Here is a 25,858-nt window from a genome sequence, read left to right as displayed (position 1 = left end):
CTTTATTATGTAGTCTATTTGTTACAGCACCTGTGCTGTTTGTGAAGATAGTAAACTGTACCAACCCGCAACAGTTGGACGTTCTGCTAAATCTGCAAAAGTGATTTCTTTCCCTTCACGACGCCACTTCTCTACTAAACTCATAATTCTGACCGAATCAAGCCCTCTAATTAATAAGTCCTCATCAATACCAATACTCTCTATTGGCTCACGAAGTAGTTGTGCAACTAATTCATGCACTTCCTGTATAGTGATCCCTTCACTCTCATCACCTTTTACACTTTTTAAATTGTTTAACAGTAGGTTTGTTGATGTCGTTACTGCACATCTATTAGATGCATACTCCAATGCTTGTTTATGATGCTCTAGTGAAAAATCAGCAACTGCATCTGCTACAAAGAACGGCTCTATACCATCCATAAATGCTTCACAAGCTGTTAAAAGACAGCCAATATGCGCATAAATACCGCAAATAATGAGTTGATCTTTTCCTTGTTCATTTAAAATTTCTAATAGATTTGTCTTTTTAAATGCACTATATCTCCATTTTGTTAGGAATATATCATCCTCATCAGGAGTAAGTTCATCAACAATTTTCTTTTTATCTGGTCCAGCAGGAATACCGTCACCCCAAAAGTCTTGTAATAAACCTCGTTGTTCTAACGTTTGCCCACCAGGTTGTGCTGTATAAACAACTGGTATACCAAGTTCCTTACATTTTTCTCTTATCATTTTAATATTTGAAATAAGTTCTACTTTTGGTGATTCTTTATCGCTATATGCATCAAGAAAATATTCTTGCATGTCATGAATTAAAAGTACTGCACGTTTCGGGTCTGGTGTCCAATTCACTTTATTTTTTGGTAGTTCTGATTCAATTGGCATTTTATATACTGAAATAGATGGAATAGCCATCTAATCACTTCCTTCCGGTTTTTATTATTGTTTTACTGTAATAAGTTTTTCAGCAATGACTTTACGTAGTTCTTTTTTGCTGACTTTTCCGACTCCTGTTTGCGGGAATGATTCAATAAATTCAATTCGATCTGGAATTTTATAAGCCGCTATACCACGTTCTCTTAAAAATATTTTTAATTCACTTACTGCCGGAACTTGTCCACGAGCTATAACAAAAGCACAGGTGCGTTCACCTAAATAATCGTCAGGCATAGATACAATTGCTACGTCATGGACCGCATCGTGTGCTAATAGATGATTTTCAACTTCTTCCGCAGCAACTTTCTCACCACCACGGTTAATTTGATCTTTATCTCTTCCTTCTACAATGATGTATCCTTGTTCATTTACTTTTACAAGATCACCTGTGCGATAAAACCCATCCTTTGTAAATGATCGTGCATTATGCTCTTCGGCTTTATAGTAACCACGAATTGTATATGGACCTCGTGTTAATAAACTACCTACTTCGCCAGGTTGTACATCGTTGTCATTTTCATCAACAACTCGTACTTCATCGAGTGCAGACATTGGTCTACCTTGTGTATAAATAATAATTTCTTCCGGATCGTCTAATCTTGTATAGTTCACTAATCCTTCCGCCATACCGAATACTTGCTGTAATGTACATCCAAATGTAGGGCGTATACGTTTTGCAACTTCAGCACTAAATTTCGCACCACCTACTTGAATCACTTCTAGACTCGATAAATCGTTATTACGTGAAGATGCAGCATCAAGCCATATCATTGCTAATGGCGGTACGAGAGCAGTAATCGTAACTTTTTCTTTTTCAATAAGTGCAAATGCCTCATCTGGACTACCTCCAGTTGCCAGCACTACTTTTCCACCCGCATAGAAAGTTCCAAATGTTCCAGGAGAGCTCATCGGGTAATTATGTGCTACTGGAAGAACTGCCATATAGACGCTTTCTGCATTCAAATTACAAATTTCAGCGCTAACACGTAAACTATAAATATAATCATCATGCGTTCGAGGAATTAATTTAGAAAGTCCTGTTGTCCCTCCTGATAATTGGAGAAACGCAACATCACTTGGCTGAACTTCTGGTAATGGAACGGGATCTATATATAAATCACTTATGTTCACAAATTCTTCTTCTTCTCCCACTACAATGACTTGTTGTAAAGTTGGTACTTTCTCTTTCACTTCTCTTGCTAGTTTTCGATAATCAAAACCGAGAGCCTTATCTGAAATAACGTAAGCACTCGCCTCACCAAACTCACAAAAATAACTAATTTCACTACTACGATGTGAAGGAAGTGCAAAGACAGGAAGTGCTCCAATTCGAAATAGCGCAAAACATATTTCAAAAAACTCGATAACGTTAGGTAGTTGGATTACAACTCGATCATCTTGCTTTATTCCTAAATTCAGTAAACCTGACGCTAAGCGATCTACTTTTTTATCAAGCTCACTATACGTTATATGCGTATTTCCACTTACAACTGCAATTTGATCTCCATATTTTTCAGCACGCTCTCTTAACACGCCGCCAAATGTTTCCCCAAGCCAACACCCTTCTTCTCGATAGCGATCGGCAAATTCTTTTGGCCATTTTATATAACCTGTTAGCATTCTTTTTTCCCCCCTATTTTTCATTCAACGAACTATCATTTAACCCCAAAGCTTTCAGCATCGTTTGAAATTTAGCTGACGTTTCTGCTAACTCATCTTCTGGTTTTGACTCAGCCACAACTCCCGCTCCTGCAAATAATCGAAGGGTATTTTCTTGCACTTCAGCACAGCGAATTGTAACAATCCATTCACCATCTCCATTTAAATCGCTCCAACCTAGCATTCCTGTAAAAAATTCACGGTCAAATGGCTCAATTTTTTGAATCGCCTCTCTCGCTTCTTCCATAGGCGTCCCGCAAACTGCTGGCGTAGGATGAAGTGCAATTGCTAATTCCAAAGAAGTAGTATTCGGATCCTTTAGTTCACCTTTCACTTCCGTAGACAAATGCCACATCGCTTCACTATGAATAACGGATGGTTTTTCTGGAACATGTAATGTGTGACAGTATGGACGAAGCGCAGCAGCTACCGCTTCTACTACTACCGCATGTTCATGTAAATCTTTTGGAGAAGAAAGTAATTCCTCTGCTCTTCTTTTATCTTCAACTGGATCATCACTACGTGGTCTTGAACCAGCTAACGGATTAGAAATAACTTGCATACTATTACGTGAAACGAGTAACTCAGGACTTGCTCCAATTAATGTCTTATTATTCTCGTTTTCATCTTTCGGTAAATTAACAGCAAATGTATAACCATGCTTATTATGCTCTGCTAATTCTCGAAGAAGTTTTTGCTTATTAATCTTTTCGGAAGATTTAACATCTAACGATCTGGATAGAACGATTTTTTTAAAATCTCCGTCTTGTATTTTTTCAATTCCTTGCTGCACACCATTCATATACACTTCAGGATCTGGTACAGGCATCATTTCAAATGTTAATTTCTCATTTGTTTTAAGCTGATTTGTTGTATCCAATTGTAAACGATCAGAAATTCTGCTATATTCTGGTACGATAAGTTGAACTTCTTTTCTACGATCAAATGGCAAAGCACCGACAACGATAGGATTCGGATTTCCAGCTTGTTTTGCATTACGTAATACTGCTTGTACAAGTTCTGGAAAACTTTCAATTTCACGATGCTTTACTGTAGTAAACTCTCCTTCTGTCAATATCGTTCGAGTAGGTGAAGCGAAAAAAAATGAAGATTCAGTCTTATAATCTTCTAAAAGTTTTTCTGACAGTTCCTTTACAGCCGTAAATTCATTCATAGTATCGTAACCCCCTGAATTTTTTATTACACTCCTAATGTAGCTCCGCCATCGATACATAAATTGTGCATTGTAATGTGGCTTGCTTTATCTGAAGCTAAAAACAATACCGCTTCGGCAACTTCTGAAGGCTGTGCAATTTTTTGTAATGGTATACCGAGTCTATATGTACTTTGAGAACCAGCAATGATATTTTTTGCTCCATTCTCATCAGCCCATAGTAACCTTTGCATTTCAGTTTCAGTTGAACCTGGAGAAACTAAGTTACAGCGAATGTTATATGCCGCAAGTTCTAATCCTAAACACTTCATAAACATCGTCGTTGCAGCTTTGGATGCCGCATACGCTGCCATATCCATTCTCGGGGTGTTTGCTGCATTTGAACCAACTGTAACAATTGCCCCTGACTTTCTTTGCATCATACGTTTACTTACCGCTCGGGACATATAGAAAACTCCTGTAGTATTTACAGAGAATGTTTTATTCCAATCTTCATCACTTAAAGAGTGAATCGCTCCCATACGTAAAACCCCTGCAACATTAACTAATATATCTATCGGCGCTATATCATTTTCAATACCGTTTACCATATCTTCAACAGCGGTACTATCACTCACATCTAAACGAAATGTTTTCATACGTAATTCATTTTCATTTAAGAGAACGTTTAACCCCTCTTCATTTTGATCAACCGCAATAACTGTAGCTCCTCTTTCTAAAAACATTTTGGCAACAACACTACCTATACCTTGGGCTGCACCTGTTACTAAAACCGTTTTTCCATCAAATTCCCCTAAGTTCATTTCCTCTATCCTTTCATTTAAAAATTAATCTAATTAAACAAATTTCGATAATGATTATCATTATCAATGTAAAAAATAATACACTTACTAAACTAATTGGTCAAGTGTACTTTTCATCAAAATATTATTCATTGATAATGTTTTTCATTTAATATTCTTACACCGAAATGATAATCTTTCTCAATAAACTTGTCAACCTATTTTTATTTTTCAGATAAAACATTTTAGATCATCCTACTAAAATCTTATCTAAACGCATTAAAAGTACTTATATTATAAATAAAATCCAAACTCCTCATTTTAAAATTGAAAAAGATAAACTTTAGATACGTTTATTTATAATGCTTTATGAAAAATTCAAATATATACTTTCTCAATATTTTTCTGAAAATATATCTTGCAAATATCAATGTATGTCTTGTTAATAATTTAAGATTTAATATGTATTTCGAATATAATATTCCATTTTTATATTCCAATATAATCCAAATAACAATTTCATTCACTTTTTTGTCTCAAAAAACCTAAAAAATTATATAACCCCCTTAAAATAATTCAAAAAAAGCACCCTATTTAACAGGATGCTTTTTCGTGATCATAGTGTTATAGAAGATTTATATACTTATGCTACGCTGCGATACTCTTCTTCTTGTTCTTTTTTCTGTTTAGGTGCTTGAATTAAAATTGCGATAATGAATGACACGACACATAATACGCCAATCACCATGAAGGTTGGTTTGAATCCACCTAGAAGTGCACCTATAAAGGAACCTGCAAGCGCTCCGAATCCAAATCCTTGGTATACAATTCCGTAATTCTTACTATGGTTTTTCATACCGAAGAAATCACCAACAATAGCTGGGAAAATAGTAATATTTCCACCAAAGCAAAACGCTACACTTGCTACACATACGAAATAGATACTGTAATTTAAATCTACGAAACTTAGAACTAACACTGAACTCGCCATAACAACAAAAGTGCCAGTAACGATTTTTAAACGGCCAATTTTATCTGATAACGGCCCTAGAATAATACGACCTAATGTATTAAAGATTGCAACCATAGCGACCGCATTAGCAGCTGTTGCTGCGCTAAGTCCTACAAGTTGAACACCAATGTCTTTTACCATACCAATTAAGTATAAGCCACTCATGCATGATGTAAATAACATAATAAATAATAAGTATACTTGTTTTGTACCTAACATTTCTTTTGTTGTATATTCATGAGTTTTTGTTTCTTGAACTGCACCTTGATCAGCAGCTTGATGGATTAAACAAGCTCCAAGGACAATCATAGCTGTAACAATTAAACCCCAGTATATAAATGCTTGTGATACACCAACTGATTCAATTAACTGTGCGTTAACGTATTTAAAGATTAAGCTACCTGAACCATATGCAGAGACAGAAATTCCAGCAATTAAACCTTTACGCTCTGGAAACCACTTTATTAAATTGGATAATGAAGTGATATATGCTGTACCATCTGCATACCCTACAACAACTCCTGCTAGTACATAAAGTAATATTAATGAGGAAGCTTGTGAACTAAGTATTAATCCTAGCCCTAATGCTAGTCCAGCTATCATAATAAGTTTACGAAGTCCCCATTTTTCTTGTAATTTACTCGCAAATAAAGTTGAAAATGCTAAGGAAAGACTAGTAATTGAAAAAGTTATCGCAACTGCGTTAAGACCCCATCCGTATTTACTAACTAAAGGCTGATTGAATAAGCTCCATGTATATATCGTTCCAAGACCCATTTGTACTATGACTGTGCCAAGGACAACAAGCCATGGATTAACAGTTGATTTTTTCATACCTTTCCGCCTCCTCTTTCTATTTCAATGCTATTCGCTAAATTTACTTTTTTAATGTTCATTTTGGTCACCTCTTTTGATTTAACACCCTCATTGTATAAGATGTTTCTGATCATGTAAGCACTTACATGATAGAGCGTCAAAAATATAGAGTCAGTTACAGAAAATGAAGGACGAAATACAAAAAACTATTTTTTAAATACGTAACTGTTATTTATATTGTTTTGTATAAGTTCGATTTATATTTGTTTTTGAACCCTTTTTTAAAAAGCGAAACAATAAAACCGTCTCTTTAATATTTATTAAAGAGACGGTTTTATTAGTTCAATTCATAAGCCTGACTTTCTTTATACGTTTATAATAGTTTCTTCAAATGTAACAATTGGCTCTACAAATTCCATCATAATGAAAGCATTTTTAATACGTTTTGTTAAAACTTCTTTTAATTCTGCACCCATTTCTTCTGTTAGTGATTTTACAAATACGAAGTTGTGATAATAAATCACACTCTTCTCTTTACTTAAAGGGTTTAAAAACATTCCCTCTTTTGTAACAAGAGCGTTAGAATGCCCCGATAAAGTTGAAAGAAACGTCTCTAAAATTTTTATTTCTCTTTTTGAAAACGATTCTTCACAAACTACTTTAATATTCATTTCTGTTATCATTTATATATTCCCCCACCATTTTTTTACAAGGGGATACTATAATACTATTAAATTTTTACAAAACTCCCCTTGTCGTTCAAAAAATTCACTAGAAAACTAAGTTGACTAACTTGTTTTTTCCCTTTATTCATATAAATCTCTCCTTTCATATATATTACTTCTCCATTTATAATTGATCACCTTTTTATATTAAAGTTTTTCTATATTTTTAATTGGAATTTTATTAAAAAGAGATCTAATTAATAAATGTATATTTTTTCTTGTACTACTGAAAAAAACTTTACTTATCTACTTTTCGTTTTAGGCTACATAGTATCTGTCTTTTGAATAATTTGTTTCGCTGCAGTATTTACATAGAATATTGTTTCGCTAATACTGAAACACTTTACTTTGCATATAATAAAGTTAAATAAAATATAACTTTTAACATAGGAGTACTCTATACGTTTAATATATATAATAAAAAATATTTCTGTCTTTAATGAGGAGGTACTATGAAAGCAAACGTAGGGGATACTATACTTTTTCAACGAAATAATTTAAAGATTACAGGATCTGTACTAAAACTTTATACTGAATCGGTCTTAGTTGAAATTACAAATGTAAGCGGTGGTACTTTTGAATTTGATCGAACAATTGTAAATCATAAAAACTATAAGATTTTAAATACGAATACATAAAATGCAGTTTTAATCAGTTGCACCAACCGGGCGTTTACGGAAAGCTAATGCGGAATAAAGCAACACAAAATAGCCCCTGCTTACCAGCAGCGGCTATTTTATATGAAAATACTTCATTAGTTTATATATCCTAAAACATTAACAATCTTACTCGCTTTTAAATTGTTAATATGATAATAAATTTCTAAACCTCTTCTCTCTGCTCGTAACACTTTACCCTTCATTTTTGATAAATGTTGTGAAACAGTAGATTGTGGAATATTCAGTAACTCTGTTAATTGTGTTACATTACAAGTTTTTCTTGTACTTAATTCATTTACAATTTGCAGTCGGATTGGATGCGCCATAATTTTTAAAATATCTACATCTTCTTCTGAAACTAAAGTTTTTTTCATTTCACTCGTATATGTTGTCATAAGACATTCCCCTTTTATATGAATTCCTTTTATTTAGATCTATTTCCAAAATATTTAAAACTCCGATGTGAAACCTTTATATAAAAATAATAGAATTTTAAATTTTTAAAAACAGAAATACATTCAATTCACTTTATTTATTTGGTACATATACATAATACAATGTTAATATGTGCTCTATGTGAAGTTCGCATAAATTTGTAATGAAGATTTTTCAAACAATTCACATCTAACTACATACTTCCTCCTAACACTATCCAGTGATTTTAACATATTTTAGGCGTTTGTATATACTATCTACAAAATAAATGTTGTTAAGGGGGATTTCAAATGCCAACAATGTTACAAGAAGAAGTTGAAGAAGCGCGCGAAACGTATGTCAGTCGTATCATTTTGGTCGGTGGATCAGCTTTATTTTTAGTCGGTGGTGTTATCTCGGCAATTTCGGCCTTTAAAACTTATAATCGATTGGAAAATACACCGCCTTCTACAGATAACTCGTAAGTGAATTATTTAATTTTGAATAACAAATAAATGCCGTCTCTAAAAAGAGGCGGCATTTATTTTATCATAAGTTCTTTACTAGAAAATCACAAATAATACTTTGAATTACACTTAAACTTACTTCACCACAAAACGAGTCTGACTACACCCATCCTTCTGCTTCGTTACTTCTAATACAGCTGGCATTGCGTTTTTCAGCTCTTGAACGTGTGAAATGACACCGATAAATCGGCCTGATTTTTGTAAGTCAATTAATGCATCTACAGCTTTTGTTAATGATTCCTCATCTAATGAACCAAAACCTTCATCGATAAACATCGTTTCGATGGATATACCACCTTCATATGCTTGAATGACGTCTGCCATTCCGAGCGCTAAGCAAAGCGATGCATTAAATTTCTCGCCGCCAGATAGAGTTTTTACATCGCGTGTTTGGCCTGTGTATGCGTCGTATACATCTAGACCTAATCCACTTTGACGATTTCTCTTTTCAACTCGTTCACTTCGTTTTAAATAAAATTGTCCATTTGATAATTTACGTAATCGCTCATTTGCGATTTGAACAATTTGTTCTAAATACTCAATCAAGATGTAACGTTCAAATGAAATACGGCTTTCGTTATCACCTTTCATTACTTCATATAAATCAACAAGTTCTTGGAATGCTTTTTCTTCTTCATGAATTTGTTCATCAATACGTCTAATATTTTCATGTAAATCAGAAATATATGCGACAGCATTTTGCGCACGTTGACGTTTTTCTTTAATGATATCAAGGTTAATTTCTAGATCTTTTATATGTTCACCTAACGCTGTAATATCCATATACTCTTTATCTTTTAATTCACCCTGTAACTCTTCAATTTGTTTCGCAAGTACTTCAAGAGATGAATAATAGCTTTGAATTTCTTTTTGTATCATTTCCATCTCAGCATCACTTAATTTAGCTTCTTTATACGTAGATTGATCTGTAAATCCGCTCTGCTCAAGCTCTTTCATAAAGCGCGTGAAAGTCTCTTCTTTCTTCGATTTTGCACTTTCAAATTGAGTAGAAGCACTTTCCTGCTCTGCTTGAATACGTATATGTTCATTTTGCCAATGTTGATACGCTTCCTGCACTTTCTTCCATTCGTCTTCCATTAATTTGAGTTCATGCATAGCTTGGTCAAATTGAACTTTCCAAGCTTGTACTGTTTGTAAGTTTTCAGGAATATTTTTCTTATCATGTTCATATGACGTACGAAGCTGCATACAATCCATTTCTATACGGTGCTGCTCTGTTTCTACCTCACGCTTTTGCTTCTGAAGTGCATCTACTTTTTCTTCTATGCTTTTTATTTTCACAGCTGTTTGCTTACGCGTTTCTTCACTTGCTTTTAACGTATTCACTTCAGTTGCTAATTGTTTTCCTTTTTGAACAAGTGCACTATATGTTTCAGCTAATTCTTCCGAGTTATAGCCGCGCTTTAAAACTTCTTCTATAACTTGTTCATATTGTAGTCGATAGAAATTCCATTTCTCCTCTACTTGCACATGTAATTTTTCGGCAATATTCTTCTTGTCTCTTAAATCATTTAACTCTTTTTCATCGATCGCATCACTTTGCTCTGTAGCTTTTTTCGGATGGTTCGTGCTGCCACATACTGGACAAGATTCACCATCATGTAGATGAAGAGCCAATATACCAGCTTGTTCATTTAACCAGCGACGTTCCATATTCTCATATGCGCGAACTGCTTCTTGCATCTTAGTAAATGCAGTTTCTTTTTCTTGCTCGAATTTTTGTTTTTCTTGCCATACATCATATGCTTGCTTTAAAACTTTTGCATCTTCTCGCATATTCGTTAGTTCTTCTACTTTATCTACATATTGCTCAAGCGCTCGTTCTAATTGTTGCAATTCATCAGACATTAGCTGTTTTTGATTTGTATGCGCGTCTAATTGTCGCTCTAAGTTGTGCATACCTTCTTTTAATTTCCCAACTTGAATTTCTGCCTTTTGTAAATTCAACTGTTTCTCAGCTAATGATGCAATAATCGGTTGTAACTCTTCTAATCTTTGAACGAGTTTTTTTGCATCTTCTCTTTCAGGTTCTTTATTCTTTACTACTTCATATTTCTCCTGAGCAAGTTCAAAATTATTCATTATATTTTCTTTTTTAGCGATAATTTGTTTTAACAAACTTTCAGCTTTCTGCTCATTTTCCATCGCTTCTTCGTGCCATTGTTCAAATGGTAATAAGCGCTTCGCTTGTTCCGCACGCTTAAAAGATATTTCTTTCATTTCAATTACTGAACGTTTTTCTTGTAAAATATTATATTTCTCATTCTTTTGTTGTAAATCTATAAATTTCTCATTTACAGACTTCGCTACATGAAAACGTGTTTCAGCATCCTTTAATTGCTTCGTTTGAACATCTTGTTCTACTTGTAATTGCTCAACCTCTGCCTTATACACAGCTGTTTCTTGTTCTAATGCTTCTACTACTTGATGTGTATTTACATGCTCTTGTTCCACTAATGTCTCTAATAATGCTCCATCTCGGATTGGTAATTTAAAAACATTACGAAAATATAGCTCTCGCTCTTTCTGTTTTTCTTGTAAGACGTCTTTCCATTGTTTTCGTTTTTGATCAAGTAACTCACGCATTAACTTATAACGATCTGTTTTAAAAATACGACGCAAAATTTCTTCTTTGTTTTCGGTCTCAGATGTTAATAGTTTTCGGAATTCCCCTTGCGGTAACATAACAATTTGACTAAATTGATGTTTACTTAAACCAATTAAATCTTCTACTTTTTTATTTACATCCGTTACATGGAAACGATCAACAGCTGGAACCTTCTCTTCATCAATTACTTCATATAATTCTACTGCATGTCCCGTAATCGTCTTGTTCCCTTGTTTTTTATGTCCCAGTTGTCGTTTTATTTCATAACGTTTCCCTTTTAATTGAAAGGTTAGTTCTACGCTTGTATACACATTATCATCAGCAAATTGGCTGCGGAGCATGCTCGTATCACTTCGTTCTTCTCCGCTTGCTTCACCATATAACACATAACAAATCGCATCAAAAATCGTTGTCTTTCCAGCGCCCGTGTTCCCAGAAATGGCGAAAATACGATGCTCTCCCAAATCGTCAAAATCAATTACTTCTTTCTGTTTATATGGGCCAAATGCCGTCATAATAAGCTGAATCGGTCTCATCCTCGTTCACCTTCCCGTTCCTGCACTGTTTGTAATACTTCTACAAATAGACGTTCTTTCTCTTCTGATAAATCTAAGCCTTTCATTTCTTTATAAAAAGCCTTTAATAATGATAAATCATCCATTTTATGTCTGGAAACAGTTACTTCATTTGACTCAGTGAACTCTCGTCTTTGAATGGCTCTTTCAACATGCATTGCATTTGGATAAACAGAGCGTATTTTTTCCATTGGCTGCAAGACAGGATTTTCATCTAATAATTTTACAAACACGTAATCTTCACTTACTGGATGTTGTAACAATTCATCTATTTTCGCTTCTACTGTTCGCATTTTACGGCGTGGTGTAAGTAACCTTTTTTCAATTGTTGCTTCACCTTGCTCGTTCAGCTCCACAATATAATATCCTTTTTTATGTTTTTCTTCAGAAATAGAATAGGCAAGTGGCGAACCGGAATATCGAATTGTCTCATTACGTACGAAATGCGCTTGATGTAAATGTCCAAGCGCTGTGTAATGAAATTTATCAAAATAATGACTATTTACGTATTCAGCACCACCAATGGAAAGCGGTCGTTCAGCATCACTTGTATTCTCTTCCGCTTCTCCAGCAGAAGTTACAAATGCATGACCAACAAATACATGTCTAGCTTCTTTATCCATCGTTTCAGATAGCTCATTCATAAAAATACGCATCGCATCATCATGAGAACGTACGTCTTCGTTTTTCAATACATGTCTAACTATACTTGGATCCGCATATGGAATGAGATGGAAGTGAACCTCCCCATATTCATCATTTAAAATAATTGGTTCATAAGGAAATTGAAATTGCCCTACAATAAATAATCCTTGTTTCTTCATTAAACTACTTCCAAAATGAATACGATCTGGACTATCATGGTTCCCAGCAACTGCAATAACTGGCGTTTGTAAATCAATCACTATTTTTTGTAGTACATCATTTAATAAGTCTACTGCTTCCGTAGGTGGAATTGCTCGATCATATAAATCCCCTGCAATAATTACGGCATCTGGTTTTTCTTCTTCAACGGCTTGTACAAACTGATCTAATACAATCTTTTGATCTTCAGTCATATATACGCCATGAACAAGCTTTCCTAGATGCCAATCCGCTGTATGAAATAACTTCATGGTTTCCTGCTCCTTTTAATTTACTGAATTTAGTGATACAAGTTGATAGTTTATTGTAGTTTTTCCGTTCTCCCATTCTAACTTTTGTATCATTGCACTACCGATTTTTTCTTCATTTGATTTATATAAAGGTAATATTTCTTGAACTGCAAATAAGTGGTAACCATCCAATTTTAATTGAAATATGTTTTCTTCTATATGTAATCTTACTTCATTTTCATTTGAAATAATTTTTGTGTGCATCTCAAATTTCATGATAGATACAACCCCTTTTTCTAATCTCTACACTATTAATAGTATATTGGCTATGCAAGATTGACAAGTAAATACAAGGTAAAGTACATACTTTTCTATTGCTATATGTTTTTTATTTTCATATACAATACGGTATGTGAAATTTTATTCGTTCCAAAAATAAAAATGTCTCATGTGACATCTTTATTTTTGGATAAACTCTTTCATTACATAATATAAAACTGTAATGAAAACAATCGCTACAAAAAATGAAAATACTGCGACAATATACCCATCCTTATTTAATAGAATGCAAAAAGAAATAGATATGATAAAAATCGGAAATACAAGTCGTACCTTATCCTTCACTTCCTCTGTCGTATCTGTATGATGAAAATACTGCGTTATCCCTATCATTAAAGAAGACAAAATAATCACCGACAATAGTAAAGGTACTGGCATTCCGATTTCTCCTTTCTCTATTTCTAATGAAAAGCAATTTTTCTTTCATTATAATCACTTCAAATACTCTTTTCGAAGTGATCATGTACAATTTACACATATATAATAGCGTGTTTATCATGTTCACTTCAAATAATTACAATTACAGTAATGTTGTAATATTCATTTTCAACCTCGAAAATCCTGCAAATATAACTCGTCAAAATATGCAGTGGACAAATTAACATGTACCGCCAACTTTAGACAAAATTTATAAAGGACATTTCAGTACGTATCAAGAATTAAGAATAAGAAGATATGTAAGGGAGGATGAATTATGACTGAACACGTTTTATTTTCTGTTAGTGAAAACGGCGTTGCATCAATTACTTTAAACCGCCCAAAAGCACTTAATTCTTTATCTTATGACATGTTGCAACCAATTGGGCAAAAACTGAAAGAGTGGGAAAATGATGAGCGAATTGCGCTTATCGTATTAAAAGGAGCTGGCACAAAAGGTTTTTGTGCAGGTGGCGACATTAAAACTCTTTATGAAGCACGTTCAAATGAAGCTGCATTGCAACATGCGGAACGTTTTTTTGAAGAAGAGTATGAAATTGATACATATATTTATCAATATAAAAAACCGATTATCGCTTGTTTAGATGGAATTGTAATGGGTGGTGGTGTCGGTCTTACAAATGGTGCAAAATATCGAATTGTAACTGAGCGTACGAAATGGGCAATGCCTGAGATGAATATTGGCTTCTTTCCAGACGTCGGTGCTGCTTATTTCTTAAATAAAGCTCCAGGGTTTGCTGGCCGCTATGTCGCTTTAACAGCATCTATTTTAAAAGCTTCTGATGTATTATTTATAAACGCTGCTGATTATTTTATGGAATCTGATTCATTACCAAATTTCCTTACTGAACTGGAAAGTGTAAATTGGAAAAAAGAAGATGATGTACATACTCATTTAAAAGAAGTCATTCGTACATTTGCAACTGCTCCAAAATTAGAAAGCGAGCTTGCCCCTTTATTAGAAGAAATTAATTCACATTTTGCATTCGATACAATCGAAGAAATTATTCATTCATTAGAGAAAGATCAAAGTTCCTTTGCTTTAAAAACGATAGAAACGTTATTATCAAAATCTCCTATTTCACTAAAAGTAACATTAAAACAGTTTATTGATGGACAAGATAAGTCCGTTGAAGAATGTTTCGCTACTGACCTTGTACTTGCTAAAAACTTCATGAGACATGAAGATTTCTTTGAAGGAGTACGATCCGTTGTCGTTGATAAAGACCAAAATCCGAATTATAAATATAAACAGTTAAGTGATGTTTCAGAAGAAGATGTAAATAGATTCTTTAACTTACTTAACGCATAAAGTGAAAATTTAATAAATGGGGAACATCCCCATTCATACGGGATAAACCTGAGGCTATATCGTCGTGTAATTACGCGACGATGTAGCCTTTTTCCTATTTAATAATTTTTAATAAAATTTAATTTTATTAAATCAAAATGTGTGCTACACTATTTTTAATCAAATATTCTAAAAATAAAGAAGGAGGAGCGACTATGATTGAAAATTATTTTCTTTTCATCATTATGTCTATGTCTTATTATTTTGCCAGGTCCTGATACTGCAATGGCTACGAAAAACACATTAGTTGCTGGTAAGGTAGGCGGGGTGAAAACAGTGTTCGGTACATGTGTTGCACTATTGATTCATACTTTAGCAGCAGTAATCGGACTTTCCGCACTTATTGTAAAGTCAGCTCTTTTATTTTCTATTTTCAAGTACGTTGGAGCTCTATATTTAATTTATATCGGTATTAAAGCCCTTTTAGCAGTAAGAAATAAAGAAGACGTTGCTATGAATGATATATCATTGAATAATGAAAACGAGCATTCTTCTTGTTTTCGCCAAGGGTTTCTTACAAATTTATTAAACCCTAAAATTGCAGTCTTCTTTTTAACCTTTTTACCGCAATTTTTAAATCCAAATCATAATACGTTTATCCAACTTCTCATAATGGGCCTTACTTACCTAGTTTTAACAGTTATATGGTTCGCTTTTTATATATTTTTAATTGATAAAATTAGTGCTTTTATGAAAAAACCGAAGACCCAACGTTATATTCAAGGGTTAACGGGAATGGTCTTAATTGGTTTTGGTATTAAACTAGCCTTTGAAAAAAGCAATTAACAAGAAGAAAACCACCACTATGAATAGTGGTGGTTTTCATTTAATAACTGATTTAGCTGTCTACTTTATATTAAAACCAGCGCTCAGTTACAACTTTTTTACGTGTATAAAATTGAACGCCATCTGTACCATTTGTACCTAAATCACCAAAGAATGAAGCTTTATTTCCAGCGAATGCGAAGAATGCCATTGGTGCTGGAACGTTTACGTTTACACCGATCATACCCGCATCGATGTTATCACGGAACGTTTGTGCATGTTTACCGTTTGATGTATAAATAACCGCACCATTTGCAAATTTAGATTGATTTGTTAGTTTAATACCTTCTTCTAAATCTTTAACACGCACAATACTTAATACTGGAGCAAAAATCTCATCTTGCCAAATTTTCATTTCTTGATTTACCCCATCAAAGATTGTCGCACCTACAAAGTAACCTTCTCCAACTTCTTCCTTAATTTTACGACCATCTACTAATAAAGTAGCTCCATCTGCTACACCGCTGTTAATATAGCCTAATACACGCTCTTTATGAGATTCACGAATTAATGGTCCAACATAATTATCTTCGTGGAAACCATCACCTACTTTTAACTTCTTCGTCTCTGCTACTAGTACGTCGATGAATTCATCTGCAATGTCATCAACTACTGCTACTACTGAACAAGCCATGCAGCGCTCTCCACTACTTGCAAATGCGGATCCAATTACACCTTGTACCGTTTTCTCAAGATTGCAATCTGGCATAACAATCGCATGGTTTTTTGCACCAGCTAACGCTTGTACACGTTTTCCATGTTTTGTACCTGTTTCATATACGTAACGAGCTACCGGCTCAGATCCAACGAACGAAACAGCTTGAATATCTTTATTTTCTAAAATGCTATTTACAACATCTTTTCCGCCTTGCACTAAATTTAATACGCCTTTCGGGAAGCCAGCTTCATAGAATAACTCTACAAGTCGCTCTGCTAAAAGTGGCGTTCTTTCAGATGTTTTTAATACAAATGTATTACCGCAAGCAATTGCAAGTGGGAACATCCATAATGGAATCATCATTGGGAAGTTAAACGGTGTAATACCAGCAACAACTCCAATTGGATAGCGCCAAATCGATCCATCAATGCCGCTAGCAATATTCGGAAGTGCTTGTCCCATCATTAAATTTGGTGCTGACGTCGCAAGTTCTACCGCTTCAATACCACGTTGCACTTCACCAGTTGCATCCGTTAATGTTTTACCATTTTCGAGCGTAATGATTTTTGCAAGTTCTTCTTTGTTTTCTTGTAAAAGCTGTAAATATTTATACAATTGTCTTGAACGATTCGGAACTGGTACTTTAGACCATGTTTCGTATGCTGCTTTTGCCGCTTCAACAGCTTTTTCAACATCTTCTTTCGGAGATAGCGGAACGTAAGCGATAATTTTTCCAGTCGCCGGATTTGGAACTGCTTCTACTTCTGTACCAGTAGATTCTACCCACTCACCATTAATATGATTTTTTACTCGTTTAATTTCAGTTGTAATCATTATATTCTCTCCTTTTTTATGATGTTTATAAGTCTATTATTTGTGATTAGAAATTAATTGTTCACTAACTTTCTTATATAAAGCAGCCATATCGTTTTCACCATACCCAGCTTCACTTGCTTCTTCATATACGTTTAATAGCATTTCGCTTACTGGTAAGTGAAGTTCACTTTCTTTCGCTAAATCTACTGCAAACCCCAAATCTTTCTTTAGTAAATTCACAGTAAAACCTGGCTCATAGTTTTCTGATGCAATGAAACTTTTATAATTGCGCTCATAAATTCTACTCTGACCATAACTTACATTTAAAATATCAAACATTTTATCTAAATCCATATTGTTCTTTTTCGCTAATGTTAAGGCTTCACTCACACCAGCTGTATAAAAACCAATTAATAGGTTATTAATTAATTTAACTGTTGTACCACTATCAATTTGCTCACTAACATGGAAAATGTTCGCACCTAGTACAGCCATGATAGATTCCGCTTTCTCATATACCTCTTTTGATCCACCAACCATAAACGTTAATGTACGGTTTTCAGCTCCAATTACCCCACCACTAACAGGTGCTGCTAAAAAGTCTACTTTCTTTTCCTTTGCAGCTTCCTCTAACTGTTTGTTTAACTGTGGAGATACAGTACTTGTATCTATTAAAACTATATTCGAGTGACTATTTTCAAATAATCCTTCTTCTCCAAAATATACTGCTTCAACAGCCCGAGGTGAAGGTAAACTTGTAAAAATTACATCGCATGTTTCTGCTAGTTTTAAGATTGATAAGCCAATAATTCCTCCTTCTTTTTCAAAGGAAGCTTCAGCATCTTTATTTAAATCCACACCATATACTGTGTAATTTGATTTAACTAAATTTTTAGACATCGGAAGACCCATGTTACCTAAACCGATAAAACCAATCTTTTTCATATCGCTTTCCTCCTATTTACACAATATACTTTCCGCGATTTATAATAGCTTTCGCAATTTCTCTCTTTTTTGTAAATACGTTCGTGTATAAAGGTACTGATAATTGACGAATTCCAGCTAAAATTACGTGTCTATCTTGTTCTTCTGTAACAGCCGCTGAAAGTATAGAAATCGCCGCTTCTTCTACTTTACGATATCCTTCTTCACAAATAACGTCAGTTATCATTTGTTTCGTACGTTCTTTCCCTTCACCATTTTTACTAATTGCTTTACTCGTACGTAAAAATGCTGATTCCATGACGTACACATCCGTTAACATATTTGATAATACACGTGAATATTCTTGCTCTTGATCAATTTTTAAACCTGGAGTTTTAGAGAGCGTTTTCAAAGATTGTTTCAACAATTTTTTCGCTAATAAAATGTAACGATGGTTTCTTTCGACATTTTCTACATCAATCTCTACTTCAGTATCTTCAATTTGTTCCACTTGCTTCATTAACATTTTAGCAACTGTTAATCTATTAATTTCATTCGTCCCTTCAAAAATACGACTAATTCTAGCATCACGATATAAACGTTCTACTTCGTATTCTTGCATATAACCGTAACCACCATGAATTTGTACAGCTTCATCTACGATGTGACCAAGTGTTTCAGAAGCATTTACTTTATTTAGTGCACATTCAATTGCAAATTGAGACATTTTCTTCATAAGATCTTCATCGCTCTCATGAATTGCTTCATCGATTACACCTGCTGTACGATACGCTGCACTTTCTGCTCCATAGGTAGCAATGATCATATTTGCAATTTTCTCTTGAATCATCGTAAAGTCTACTAATTCTGTTTGGAACTGTTTTCGTTCTTTTCCATATTGAACCGACAAACCAATTGCTTGTTTTGCTGTTCCAATATTTCCAAAAGCGAGCTTTAGTCTAGCGAAGTTTAGAATATTAAGAGCTACGTGATGCCCTTTTCCAACTTCCCCTAAAACATTTTCTGCAGGGATTACGACATCTTCTAAAATAAGGGTAGCCGTTGAAGAACCTTTAATCCCCATTTTCTTTTCTTCTAGTCCAATGGATACGCCTTCACATGTTCTTTCGACAATAAACGCTGTCATTCCTTTATTTGTCTTCGCAAAAACAACATATACATCTGCCATATGAGCATTTGTAATCCACTGCTTCTCACCATTTAACTTCCAAGCAGTTCCATCTTCATTTAATACTGCGCTCGTTTTTGCGCTTAATGCATCAGAACCGGCATTTGGCTCAGTTAAAGCATAAGCCCCAACCCATTCTCCTGATGCAATTTTCGGCAAATATTTTTCTTTTTGTTCTTTCGTTCCGTAATATATGTAAGGCAATGTACCTACACCAGCGTGTATATTAAATGAAACGCTAAATGCACCAGCATATCCCATTTTTTCTGCTACAAGCCCTGAAACTGCCTTTCCTAACTCAAACCCACCGTACTCTTCTGGGACCTCGATACTTAATAATCCAAGTTCTCCAGCTTTCTCAAATAATTGACGAGAAACTTCATAGTTATGTTGTTCAATATTCTCCATTTGTGGAACAATTTCTTGTTTAACGAATTGTTCTGTCGTTTTTGCGATTAAATCTTCATCTCTTGAAAAATCTTCTGGCGTAAAAAAAGTATGATTCACATCTTTATTAAGTGAAAAAAATTCATCCCACGGTAACTTCGTTTTCTCCATCTGAATCCCCCTATCATTTCGGCCTTATTTTCTACTTCATATGCTCGTCTACGATGAGTGGAATATCTTATTTTTGAAAACAGAAGGCGATGAATATTCACATCAAGCAGTTCGTTTTGCCAAAGATGTATTATCATCGCCTTAGTTGTTTTATCTATTGATCCTCTGATAATACTGTTTTTGCAATTCCAGTATCCAGTTCTTCAAAGTCATGATATGAAATTGTTTCATATAACTCACTTCTCGTTTGCATACTTGAAAGTGCATCTTTTTGAGAACCAGTTTCCTTAATTAAAGTAAACACATTCTCATATGCTTTCGCTGCTACGCGAAGTGAAGTTACAGGATAAATAACCATTTGGAAGCCCATATTTGCAAATTCCTCTGCACTATAATACGGTGTTTTTCCGAATTCAGTCATATTCGCTAGTAAAGGTGCATTTACTTTACTATTAAATAGACGGAACTCTTCTTCTGATTGAAGTGCTTCAGGGAATATCGCATCTGCACCTGCTTTTACATAGGCGTTCGCTCTTTCGATCGCTTCATCTAAGCCTTCTACACCACGAGCATCTGTACGTGCCACAATATATAAGCTTGGTGCAACTTCTTTAATCGCTTTAATCTTTTGAACTAATTCTTCTGTTGTAACGAGTTTCTTACCATTTAAATGTCCACATTTCTTTGGTAATTGTTGATCTTCAATTTGAACAGCTGCAACTTTCGCTTCTACCATTTCTACCGCTGTTCTTGCTACGTTGAGGACACCACCAAATCCTGTATCAATATCAACAAGAACTGGTAAGTCTGTAGCTCTTACTAGATCTCTTGCTCTCTCTGCTACTTCAGTAGACGTCACGATTCCTAAATCAGGTAGCCCTTTACTTGCAGTATAAGCAGCTCCTGATAAATAAAGAGCTGAAAATCCTGTATTTTTCGCAACTAAAGCTGCCATTGCGTCATGAGCACCTGGAATTTGCAAAATTTCATTTGCTTCTACTAAAGCTCGGAAGCGATTCGCAAGCTCCTCTTGTGTTGACTGTTTATTCACAACCCAAGCCATTCTAAATTCCCCCTATTATTAAATTAAGAATAGATCTACAAATTCGTTTACGTTCATATTTTCTAGTTTCTCTTCATTTAAACAAGCTTCATGAATTTGTTCTTGTTGCTTACTAGAATAATGACCTGCCATATTTGCAGTGAATTTTTGAACAACTTTTGGAATTGCTTCGTCTCTACGGAAACGGTGACCAAGTGGATATTCACATTCCACGTTTTCTGTTTCAGTGCCATCTTTGAAATGGACTTGAACAGCGTTGGCGATTGAGCGCTTGTTCGGGTCAAGGTAATCTAAACTGTACTGTTTGTTTTCAACAACAACCATCTTATTACGTAATTCATCTACACGTGGATCATTTGCTACTGCATCCTCATAATCGTCCGCAACGATATCTCCTTTTAATAAACCAATTGCCGTAATGTATTGTAAGCAATGATCACGATCCGCTGGGTTATTTAATGGACCTTCTTTATCAATAATACGGATTGCTGATTCATGAGTTGTAATTGTAATACGATCAATTTCATCTAATCTTTCTTTAATTTCCGGATGTAATTTCACAGCACATTCTGCAGCTGTTTGTGCATGGAATTCTGCTGGATATGAAACTTTAAATAATACATTTTCCATTACATATGACTCTAATGGTCTCGCTAACTTTAATTCTTGTTTATTAAATAATACATCTTGGAATCCCCAGCCTGGTGCAGATAAAGCTGTTGGATAACCCATTTCACCTTTTAGAGCAGTCATTGCAAGATGAACACCGCGGCTCGTTGCATCACCTGCTGCCCATGATTTACGTGATCCCGTATTTGGAGCATGACGATATGTACGAAGACTAGAATTATCAATCCATGCATGTGATAATGCATTAAAGATTTCTTCACGTGTTCCGCCAAGCATTTTTGCAACTACTGCAGTTGTTGCTACTTTTACATATAATACGTGGTCAAGACCAACTCTGTTTAAGCTGTTTTCTAAAGCAAGTACACCTTGAATTTCATGTGCTTTAATCATCATCTCTAGTACTTCACGTACTTTTAATGGTTCTTTTCCTTCTGAAATACGAACACGGCTAATATAATCTGCAACTGCTAAAATTCCGCCTAAGTTATCAGATGGATGTCCCCACTCTGCTGCAAGCCAAGTATCGTTATAGTCTAACCAACGGATCATACATCCGATATTAAATGCACCTTTCACTGGATCAAGTACATATGACGTACCTGGTACACGTGTACCATTTGGCACGATTGTTCCTGGAACAACTGGTCCTAATAATTTCGTACATTCTGGATATTGTAGTGCTAAAATTCCACATCCAAGCGTATCAAGTAAGACGTAACGAGCAGTACTGAATGCTTCTGCACTTGTTACCTCTTTATTTAATACATAATCCGTAATTTCTTCTAATAACGCATCTTTTTGTTTAATTTCATTTGTTTTAATCATGCAATTCTTCCCTTTCTGTCGAAAATTCGTTATTATTAATGATGGGTGTCGGTCAAACACCCATCTGGCGGGCGGTGCTAACAACTCCCCAGTTGTTCTTATTTACTAAGCACATGTCGCTCGCCAATATAATTTACACGTGGACGGAACAAACGATTGTTCGCGTGTTGCTCAATAACGTGCGCACAAAGTCCTACTGTTCTAGAGCTAAAGAAAATTGGTGTGTACAGTTGAATTGGAATACCAAGCATCCAATATACTGGAGCTGCGTAATAATCAAGATTTGGATAAATTCCTTTTTCCTTCTCCATAATCTTTTCTCCAGCTTCACACATTTCATATAGTGTATAATCACCTTTCACATCACATAACTGCTTTAAAGCTTCCTTCATCATCAATGCTCTTGGATCCATCTTCTTCATGTATACACGATGTCCAAAGCCCATAATTTTTTCTTTGTTATATAGTTTCTTCTGTAATAACTCTTCAAACTTTTCAACATTACCAGCTTCTAAAAGCATGTACATAACCGCTTCGTTCGCACCGCCATGTAAGCTACCTTTTAAAGATGCAACCGCACCTGTTAAAGCACCATATAAGTCGGATTGCGTAGACGCAATAACGCGCGCTGTAAATGTAGAGTTTGGCATTTCATGTTCACTATATAAAACAAGGGAACGATCAAAGATCTTCTCCTCAAGTTCAGTTGGTTTTTTACCTGTTAACATATAGAAGAAATTCGCGCTATATGATAATTCCTTAAGTGGTTCGATTGGCTCTTCATTATTTAAAATATGATAGCTATTCGCTACAATGTTTGGTACTTTACTCAATAATTTGTACCCGCGGCTTTTGTTTACTTCTAACGAGCGATTTTCAATATCATTATCGTAACCAGCTAATGCGGACACACCTGTACGCAATCCATCCATCGGGTGTGTTTCTTTCGGTAACGCCTTCAGTACGTTAAATACACCTTCTGGTACTGCGTATTCTTCTTTTAATTTCTTTTCAAGTGTTGCTTTTTCATCTTCATTCGGTAGATGTTCTTCCAATAAAAGGTGCACAATGTCTAAATACTCTTTTGTTTTTGAGAGTTCGATTAAATCATACCCTTGAATTACAATTTCACCTTTCACTGTGTCAAGAAACGAAATCTTCGTCTCCGCTGCCACTATACCATCTAATCCCGGGGAAAATTTTTCTTCAGCTTTCATCATTATTTCCTCCAATCCTAATAGATCTTCGTGCACATAACTGTAAGCCTTTACAATATTGCGAAACTACATTTCTATTTCAATGTATCAGAGTTTTTAGAAGATTTCAATTTATTTTATAATGATAAGTTTCCTATACTTTTACCGATGTAACAATACAGTTTTTCAACAATAATTTTCATATTTTACAAAGAAAGGACCGACTTCTCTTTCTTCATCTTTAAAACAAAATATAAAGTTGATTCATATAATCCCGTTACATATATACCTACTTTACAATTTCTTTTACTAAATAAAAAAACGAGCTGTATTCATATACAGCTCGCTTTTCGCATTATATTTATTTCACTATTCCCTAAATATAATTCCCATATAAAATTTATTTATTTTTAATAAAGTTATTATTTTACATAATTAAATTGAATTTCTTCCATTTCCTCATGATAACTTACAAATAAATCATAGTTTTGAAAATACCAAAGATCATCAGAATCTACAAAAAATATAATACCTTCCTTCTCAACTGACACGATTTCCCCATCTGGTTTCTCTGCAACAATCCCTAAAGAATATCCAGGCTGAATTGAACTGTTCCCTCCGTACCTTACAGTAAAACGTACAGATTCACCGTGCTTTATACGTAATTCTTCCTGGAACCATTGTAGAGCTTTACGATCAATTGAAATTCTCATCTTTATTCCCCCTCAGTTTATGCAAACTCTTTTTTTCCTAATCGTTGTTTTACAAAGAAGACGAAAATAATTAAGGCTGTTAATGCTGAAATTGCACTCCCTGAAAATAAAATACGATAACCAAACATTTGTGAAACAACCCCAAGTAAAATAGCACCTAATCCAATTCCTAAATCAAACGCTGTAAAAAATGAAGCGTTCGCAACTCCTCTTTTACTCGGATCGACAATTGTAAGCATTGCCGCTTGCAAAGCTGGCTGTGCTGAACCGAATCCAACACCATATAATGTAGCTGCGATAACTACACCTATTAAATTATTTGAAATCGTTAATACAACTATTGCAATAATAGTAATGCATAGTGCCGGAAGTATGATAAATACTTCTCCATACTTATCTAATAGTTTTCCTGAAATTGGTCTTACGATTGTTAAAGCAATTGCATATACAAGAAAGAATGTCCCAGGATTCACATCAATTGACGATGCAAATAGCGGTAAAAACGTCGTAATGCCTCCATATGCAAATGATAAAAAGAATACAACTATCGTAATGGATAGAACGGATTTTTCAAACAGTTGTATTTTCCCTTTTTCTTTTTGTGGTGTGAATGGCATTTTCGTCATTAACGATAATAAGACTGCCATAAAGGATAAAAGAGTTGCTAACAAGAATAGGCCGTGAAATGAATAATGTTGTACAACCGATAATCCAATCATTGGCCCGATTGCCATTGCAATTGTCATGGCCATCCCGTACCAACCCATCCCTTCACCACGGCGTGAATCTGGAATAATATCAGTTATCGCTGTTCCAACAGCTGTTGTAGAAACAGCCCATGTTACTCCATGAATAACCCTCAAAACAGCTAAAAGGACAATAGTCGACGCTAAATTATAAGAATACATCGTTAACCCAAAAAAGATGAGCCCGAAAATAATAAAGGATCTTCTACCATATTGATCCAACATTCCTCCAATAATCGGTCGTATTACAACTGCCGCTATTGTAAACATTCCCATCATAAGTCCTACTTGTGATTCATTACCACCTATCTCTTTAATAAAGAGTGGGAGCGTTGGAACTAGTAAATAAAATCCTGTAAATAAAAATAACATTGCGAAAGTCATTTGAATAAATGATTTCGTCCATAATCGTTCCATTAAAATTCCTCCATAAACACGTAAGTTATTGCAATTAACACCTCCATTTTACCTTTTCTTAATCCCTTTTCCCTCCGTAAATAGACGTATCTTTTTATAATAAATGGTCCACCATCCATTTAAATTAGTCTTACAACTTTATACGTATACCTTAGCCTAAAGTCCTAT

The 25,858-nt window shown here is 34.6% G+C and carries 22 protein-coding genes and 1 pseudogene; 4 read left to right on the top strand and 19 right to left on the bottom strand.

From position 1 onward, the window contains the following. Positions 1 to 21 precede the first annotated feature (21 nt). From EKQ63_RS12860 to EKQ63_RS12830, 6 genes are all read right to left on the bottom strand, one after another. Positions 22 to 915 (bottom strand): isochorismatase family protein, encoded by an 894-nt coding sequence (locus EKQ63_RS12860; protein ID WP_143881095.1) that lies wholly within the window; start codon positions 913 to 915, stop codon positions 22 to 24. Between the two features lie 24 nt (positions 916 to 939). After that, a complete protein-coding gene (locus tag EKQ63_RS12855; protein WP_087952471.1) occupies positions 940 to 2,556 on the bottom strand; it encodes a (2,3-dihydroxybenzoyl)adenylate synthase in 1,617 nt (538 codons plus the stop codon). Positions 2,557 to 2,569: 13 nt separating this feature from the next. Next, positions 2,570 to 3,769, bottom strand: a complete 1,200-nt coding sequence (gene dhbC, locus EKQ63_RS12850) for an isochorismate synthase DhbC (protein WP_088327872.1) — start codon at positions 3,767 to 3,769, stop codon at positions 2,570 to 2,572. Positions 3,770 to 3,795: 26 nt separating this feature from the next. Next, complete coding sequence (gene dhbA, locus EKQ63_RS12845) at positions 3,796 to 4,572, bottom strand: 2,3-dihydro-2,3-dihydroxybenzoate dehydrogenase (protein WP_087952469.1); 777 nt, start codon at positions 4,570 to 4,572, stop codon at positions 3,796 to 3,798. 622 nt (positions 4,573 to 5,194) lie between these two features. Continuing rightward, positions 5,195 to 6,397: an L-lactate MFS transporter gene (locus tag EKQ63_RS12835; RefSeq protein ID WP_087952468.1), complete on the bottom strand. Its 1,203-nt coding sequence runs from the start codon at positions 6,395 to 6,397 to the stop codon at positions 5,195 to 5,197. A gap of 347 nt (positions 6,398 to 6,744) precedes the next feature. After that, positions 6,745 to 7,062 carry a hypothetical protein gene (locus tag EKQ63_RS12830; protein WP_071724911.1) on the bottom strand — a complete coding sequence of 106 codons (318 nt, stop codon included), beginning with the start codon at positions 7,060 to 7,062 and terminating at the stop codon, positions 6,745 to 6,747. A gap of 494 nt (positions 7,063 to 7,556) precedes the next feature. Here EKQ63_RS12830 and EKQ63_RS12825 point away from each other — a divergent pair, with 494 nt between their 5' ends. After that, positions 7,557 to 7,742, top strand: coding sequence for a YkvS family protein (locus tag EKQ63_RS12825; protein ID WP_000646791.1), 186 nt, complete (start codon positions 7,557 to 7,559; stop codon positions 7,740 to 7,742). A 116-nt stretch (positions 7,743 to 7,858) separates the two neighbouring features. On the opposite strand, the gene EKQ63_RS12820 is transcribed toward EKQ63_RS12825, so the two are convergent. Continuing rightward, positions 7,859 to 8,158, bottom strand: coding sequence for an ArsR/SmtB family transcription factor (locus EKQ63_RS12820; RefSeq protein WP_000214794.1), 300 nt, complete (start codon positions 8,156 to 8,158; stop codon positions 7,859 to 7,861). Between the two features lie 330 nt (positions 8,159 to 8,488). Here EKQ63_RS12820 and EKQ63_RS29890 point away from each other — a divergent pair, with 330 nt between their 5' ends. Beyond that, on the top strand, positions 8,489 to 8,662 hold the full coding sequence (locus EKQ63_RS29890; RefSeq protein ID WP_001142748.1) for a hypothetical protein: 174 nt from the start codon (positions 8,489 to 8,491) through the stop codon (positions 8,660 to 8,662). Positions 8,663 to 8,779: 117 nt separating this feature from the next. Here the strand turns inward: EKQ63_RS29890 and EKQ63_RS12815 are convergent, their stop codons facing one another. The 4 genes from EKQ63_RS12815 to EKQ63_RS12800 form a co-directional block, all read right to left on the bottom strand. Continuing rightward, positions 8,780 to 11,869 (bottom strand): AAA family ATPase, encoded by a 3,090-nt coding sequence (locus tag EKQ63_RS12815; RefSeq protein ID WP_143881094.1) that lies wholly within the window; start codon positions 11,867 to 11,869, stop codon positions 8,780 to 8,782. Then, complete coding sequence (locus tag EKQ63_RS12810) at positions 11,866 to 13,023, bottom strand: exonuclease SbcCD subunit D (protein ID WP_087952465.1); 1,158 nt, start codon at positions 13,021 to 13,023, stop codon at positions 11,866 to 11,868. Before EKQ63_RS12810 ends, EKQ63_RS12815 begins: the two co-directional genes overlap by 4 nt. 15 nt (positions 13,024 to 13,038) lie before the next feature. After that, a complete protein-coding gene (locus EKQ63_RS12805) occupies positions 13,039 to 13,278 on the bottom strand; it encodes a DUF2584 family protein (protein WP_087952464.1) in 240 nt (79 codons plus the stop codon). A gap of 183 nt (positions 13,279 to 13,461) precedes the next feature. Next, positions 13,462 to 13,719, bottom strand: coding sequence for a hypothetical protein (locus EKQ63_RS12800; RefSeq protein ID WP_001145041.1), 258 nt, complete (start codon positions 13,717 to 13,719; stop codon positions 13,462 to 13,464). 316 nt (positions 13,720 to 14,035) lie between these two features. Between EKQ63_RS12800 and EKQ63_RS12795 the strand changes: the two genes are divergently transcribed. Continuing rightward, entirely contained in the window at positions 14,036 to 15,091 is a 1,056-nt protein-coding gene (locus tag EKQ63_RS12795; RefSeq protein ID WP_143881093.1) for an enoyl-CoA hydratase/isomerase family protein, read from the top strand. Positions 15,092 to 15,285: 194 nt separating this feature from the next. Beyond that, positions 15,286 to 15,916 (top strand): annotated as a pseudogene (locus tag EKQ63_RS12790) (LysE family translocator). A 70-nt stretch (positions 15,917 to 15,986) separates the two neighbouring features. Here the strand turns inward: EKQ63_RS12790 and EKQ63_RS12785 are convergent. From EKQ63_RS12785 to EKQ63_RS12750, 8 genes are all read right to left on the bottom strand, one after another. Next, a complete protein-coding gene (locus tag EKQ63_RS12785; RefSeq protein ID WP_048552453.1) occupies positions 15,987 to 17,447 on the bottom strand; it encodes a CoA-acylating methylmalonate-semialdehyde dehydrogenase in 1,461 nt (486 codons plus the stop codon). 36 nt (positions 17,448 to 17,483) lie between these two features. Then, positions 17,484 to 18,374, bottom strand: coding sequence for an NAD(P)-dependent oxidoreductase (locus EKQ63_RS12780; protein ID WP_087952461.1), 891 nt, complete (start codon positions 18,372 to 18,374; stop codon positions 17,484 to 17,486). 16 nt (positions 18,375 to 18,390) lie between these two features. Next, positions 18,391 to 20,100, bottom strand: a complete 1,710-nt coding sequence (locus EKQ63_RS12775) for an acyl-CoA dehydrogenase family protein (RefSeq protein ID WP_087952460.1) — start codon at positions 20,098 to 20,100, stop codon at positions 18,391 to 18,393. 154 nt (positions 20,101 to 20,254) lie between these two features. Further along, on the bottom strand, positions 20,255 to 21,163 hold the full coding sequence (gene prpB / locus EKQ63_RS12770; RefSeq protein ID WP_046955730.1) for a methylisocitrate lyase: 909 nt from the start codon (positions 21,161 to 21,163) through the stop codon (positions 20,255 to 20,257). 18 nt (positions 21,164 to 21,181) lie between these two features. Continuing rightward, entirely contained in the window at positions 21,182 to 22,618 is a 1,437-nt protein-coding gene (gene prpD / locus EKQ63_RS12765) for a 2-methylcitrate dehydratase (RefSeq protein ID WP_087994814.1), read from the bottom strand. Between the two features lie 98 nt (positions 22,619 to 22,716). After that, a complete protein-coding gene (gene mmgD, locus EKQ63_RS12760) occupies positions 22,717 to 23,838 on the bottom strand; it encodes a citrate synthase (RefSeq protein ID WP_001987369.1) in 1,122 nt (373 codons plus the stop codon). Positions 23,839 to 24,236: 398 nt separating this feature from the next. Continuing rightward, positions 24,237 to 24,527: a HesB/YadR/YfhF family protein gene (locus EKQ63_RS12755; RefSeq protein ID WP_073530222.1), complete on the bottom strand. Its 291-nt coding sequence runs from the start codon at positions 24,525 to 24,527 to the stop codon at positions 24,237 to 24,239. A gap of 17 nt (positions 24,528 to 24,544) precedes the next feature. Next, positions 24,545 to 25,690: an MFS transporter gene (locus tag EKQ63_RS12750; RefSeq protein ID WP_073530221.1), complete on the bottom strand. Its 1,146-nt coding sequence runs from the start codon at positions 25,688 to 25,690 to the stop codon at positions 24,545 to 24,547. Positions 25,691 to 25,858 lie beyond the last annotated feature (168 nt).

The sequence above is a fragment of the Bacillus sp. BD59S genome (genome assembly GCF_007363175.1).
In the GTDB taxonomy this organism is placed as follows: Bacteria; Bacillota; Bacilli; order Bacillales; family Bacillaceae_G; genus Bacillus_A; species Bacillus_A pacificus.
The sequence above is the reverse complement of the archived record's forward strand: the minus strand, read 5'-3'. Positions and strand labels throughout refer to the sequence as shown.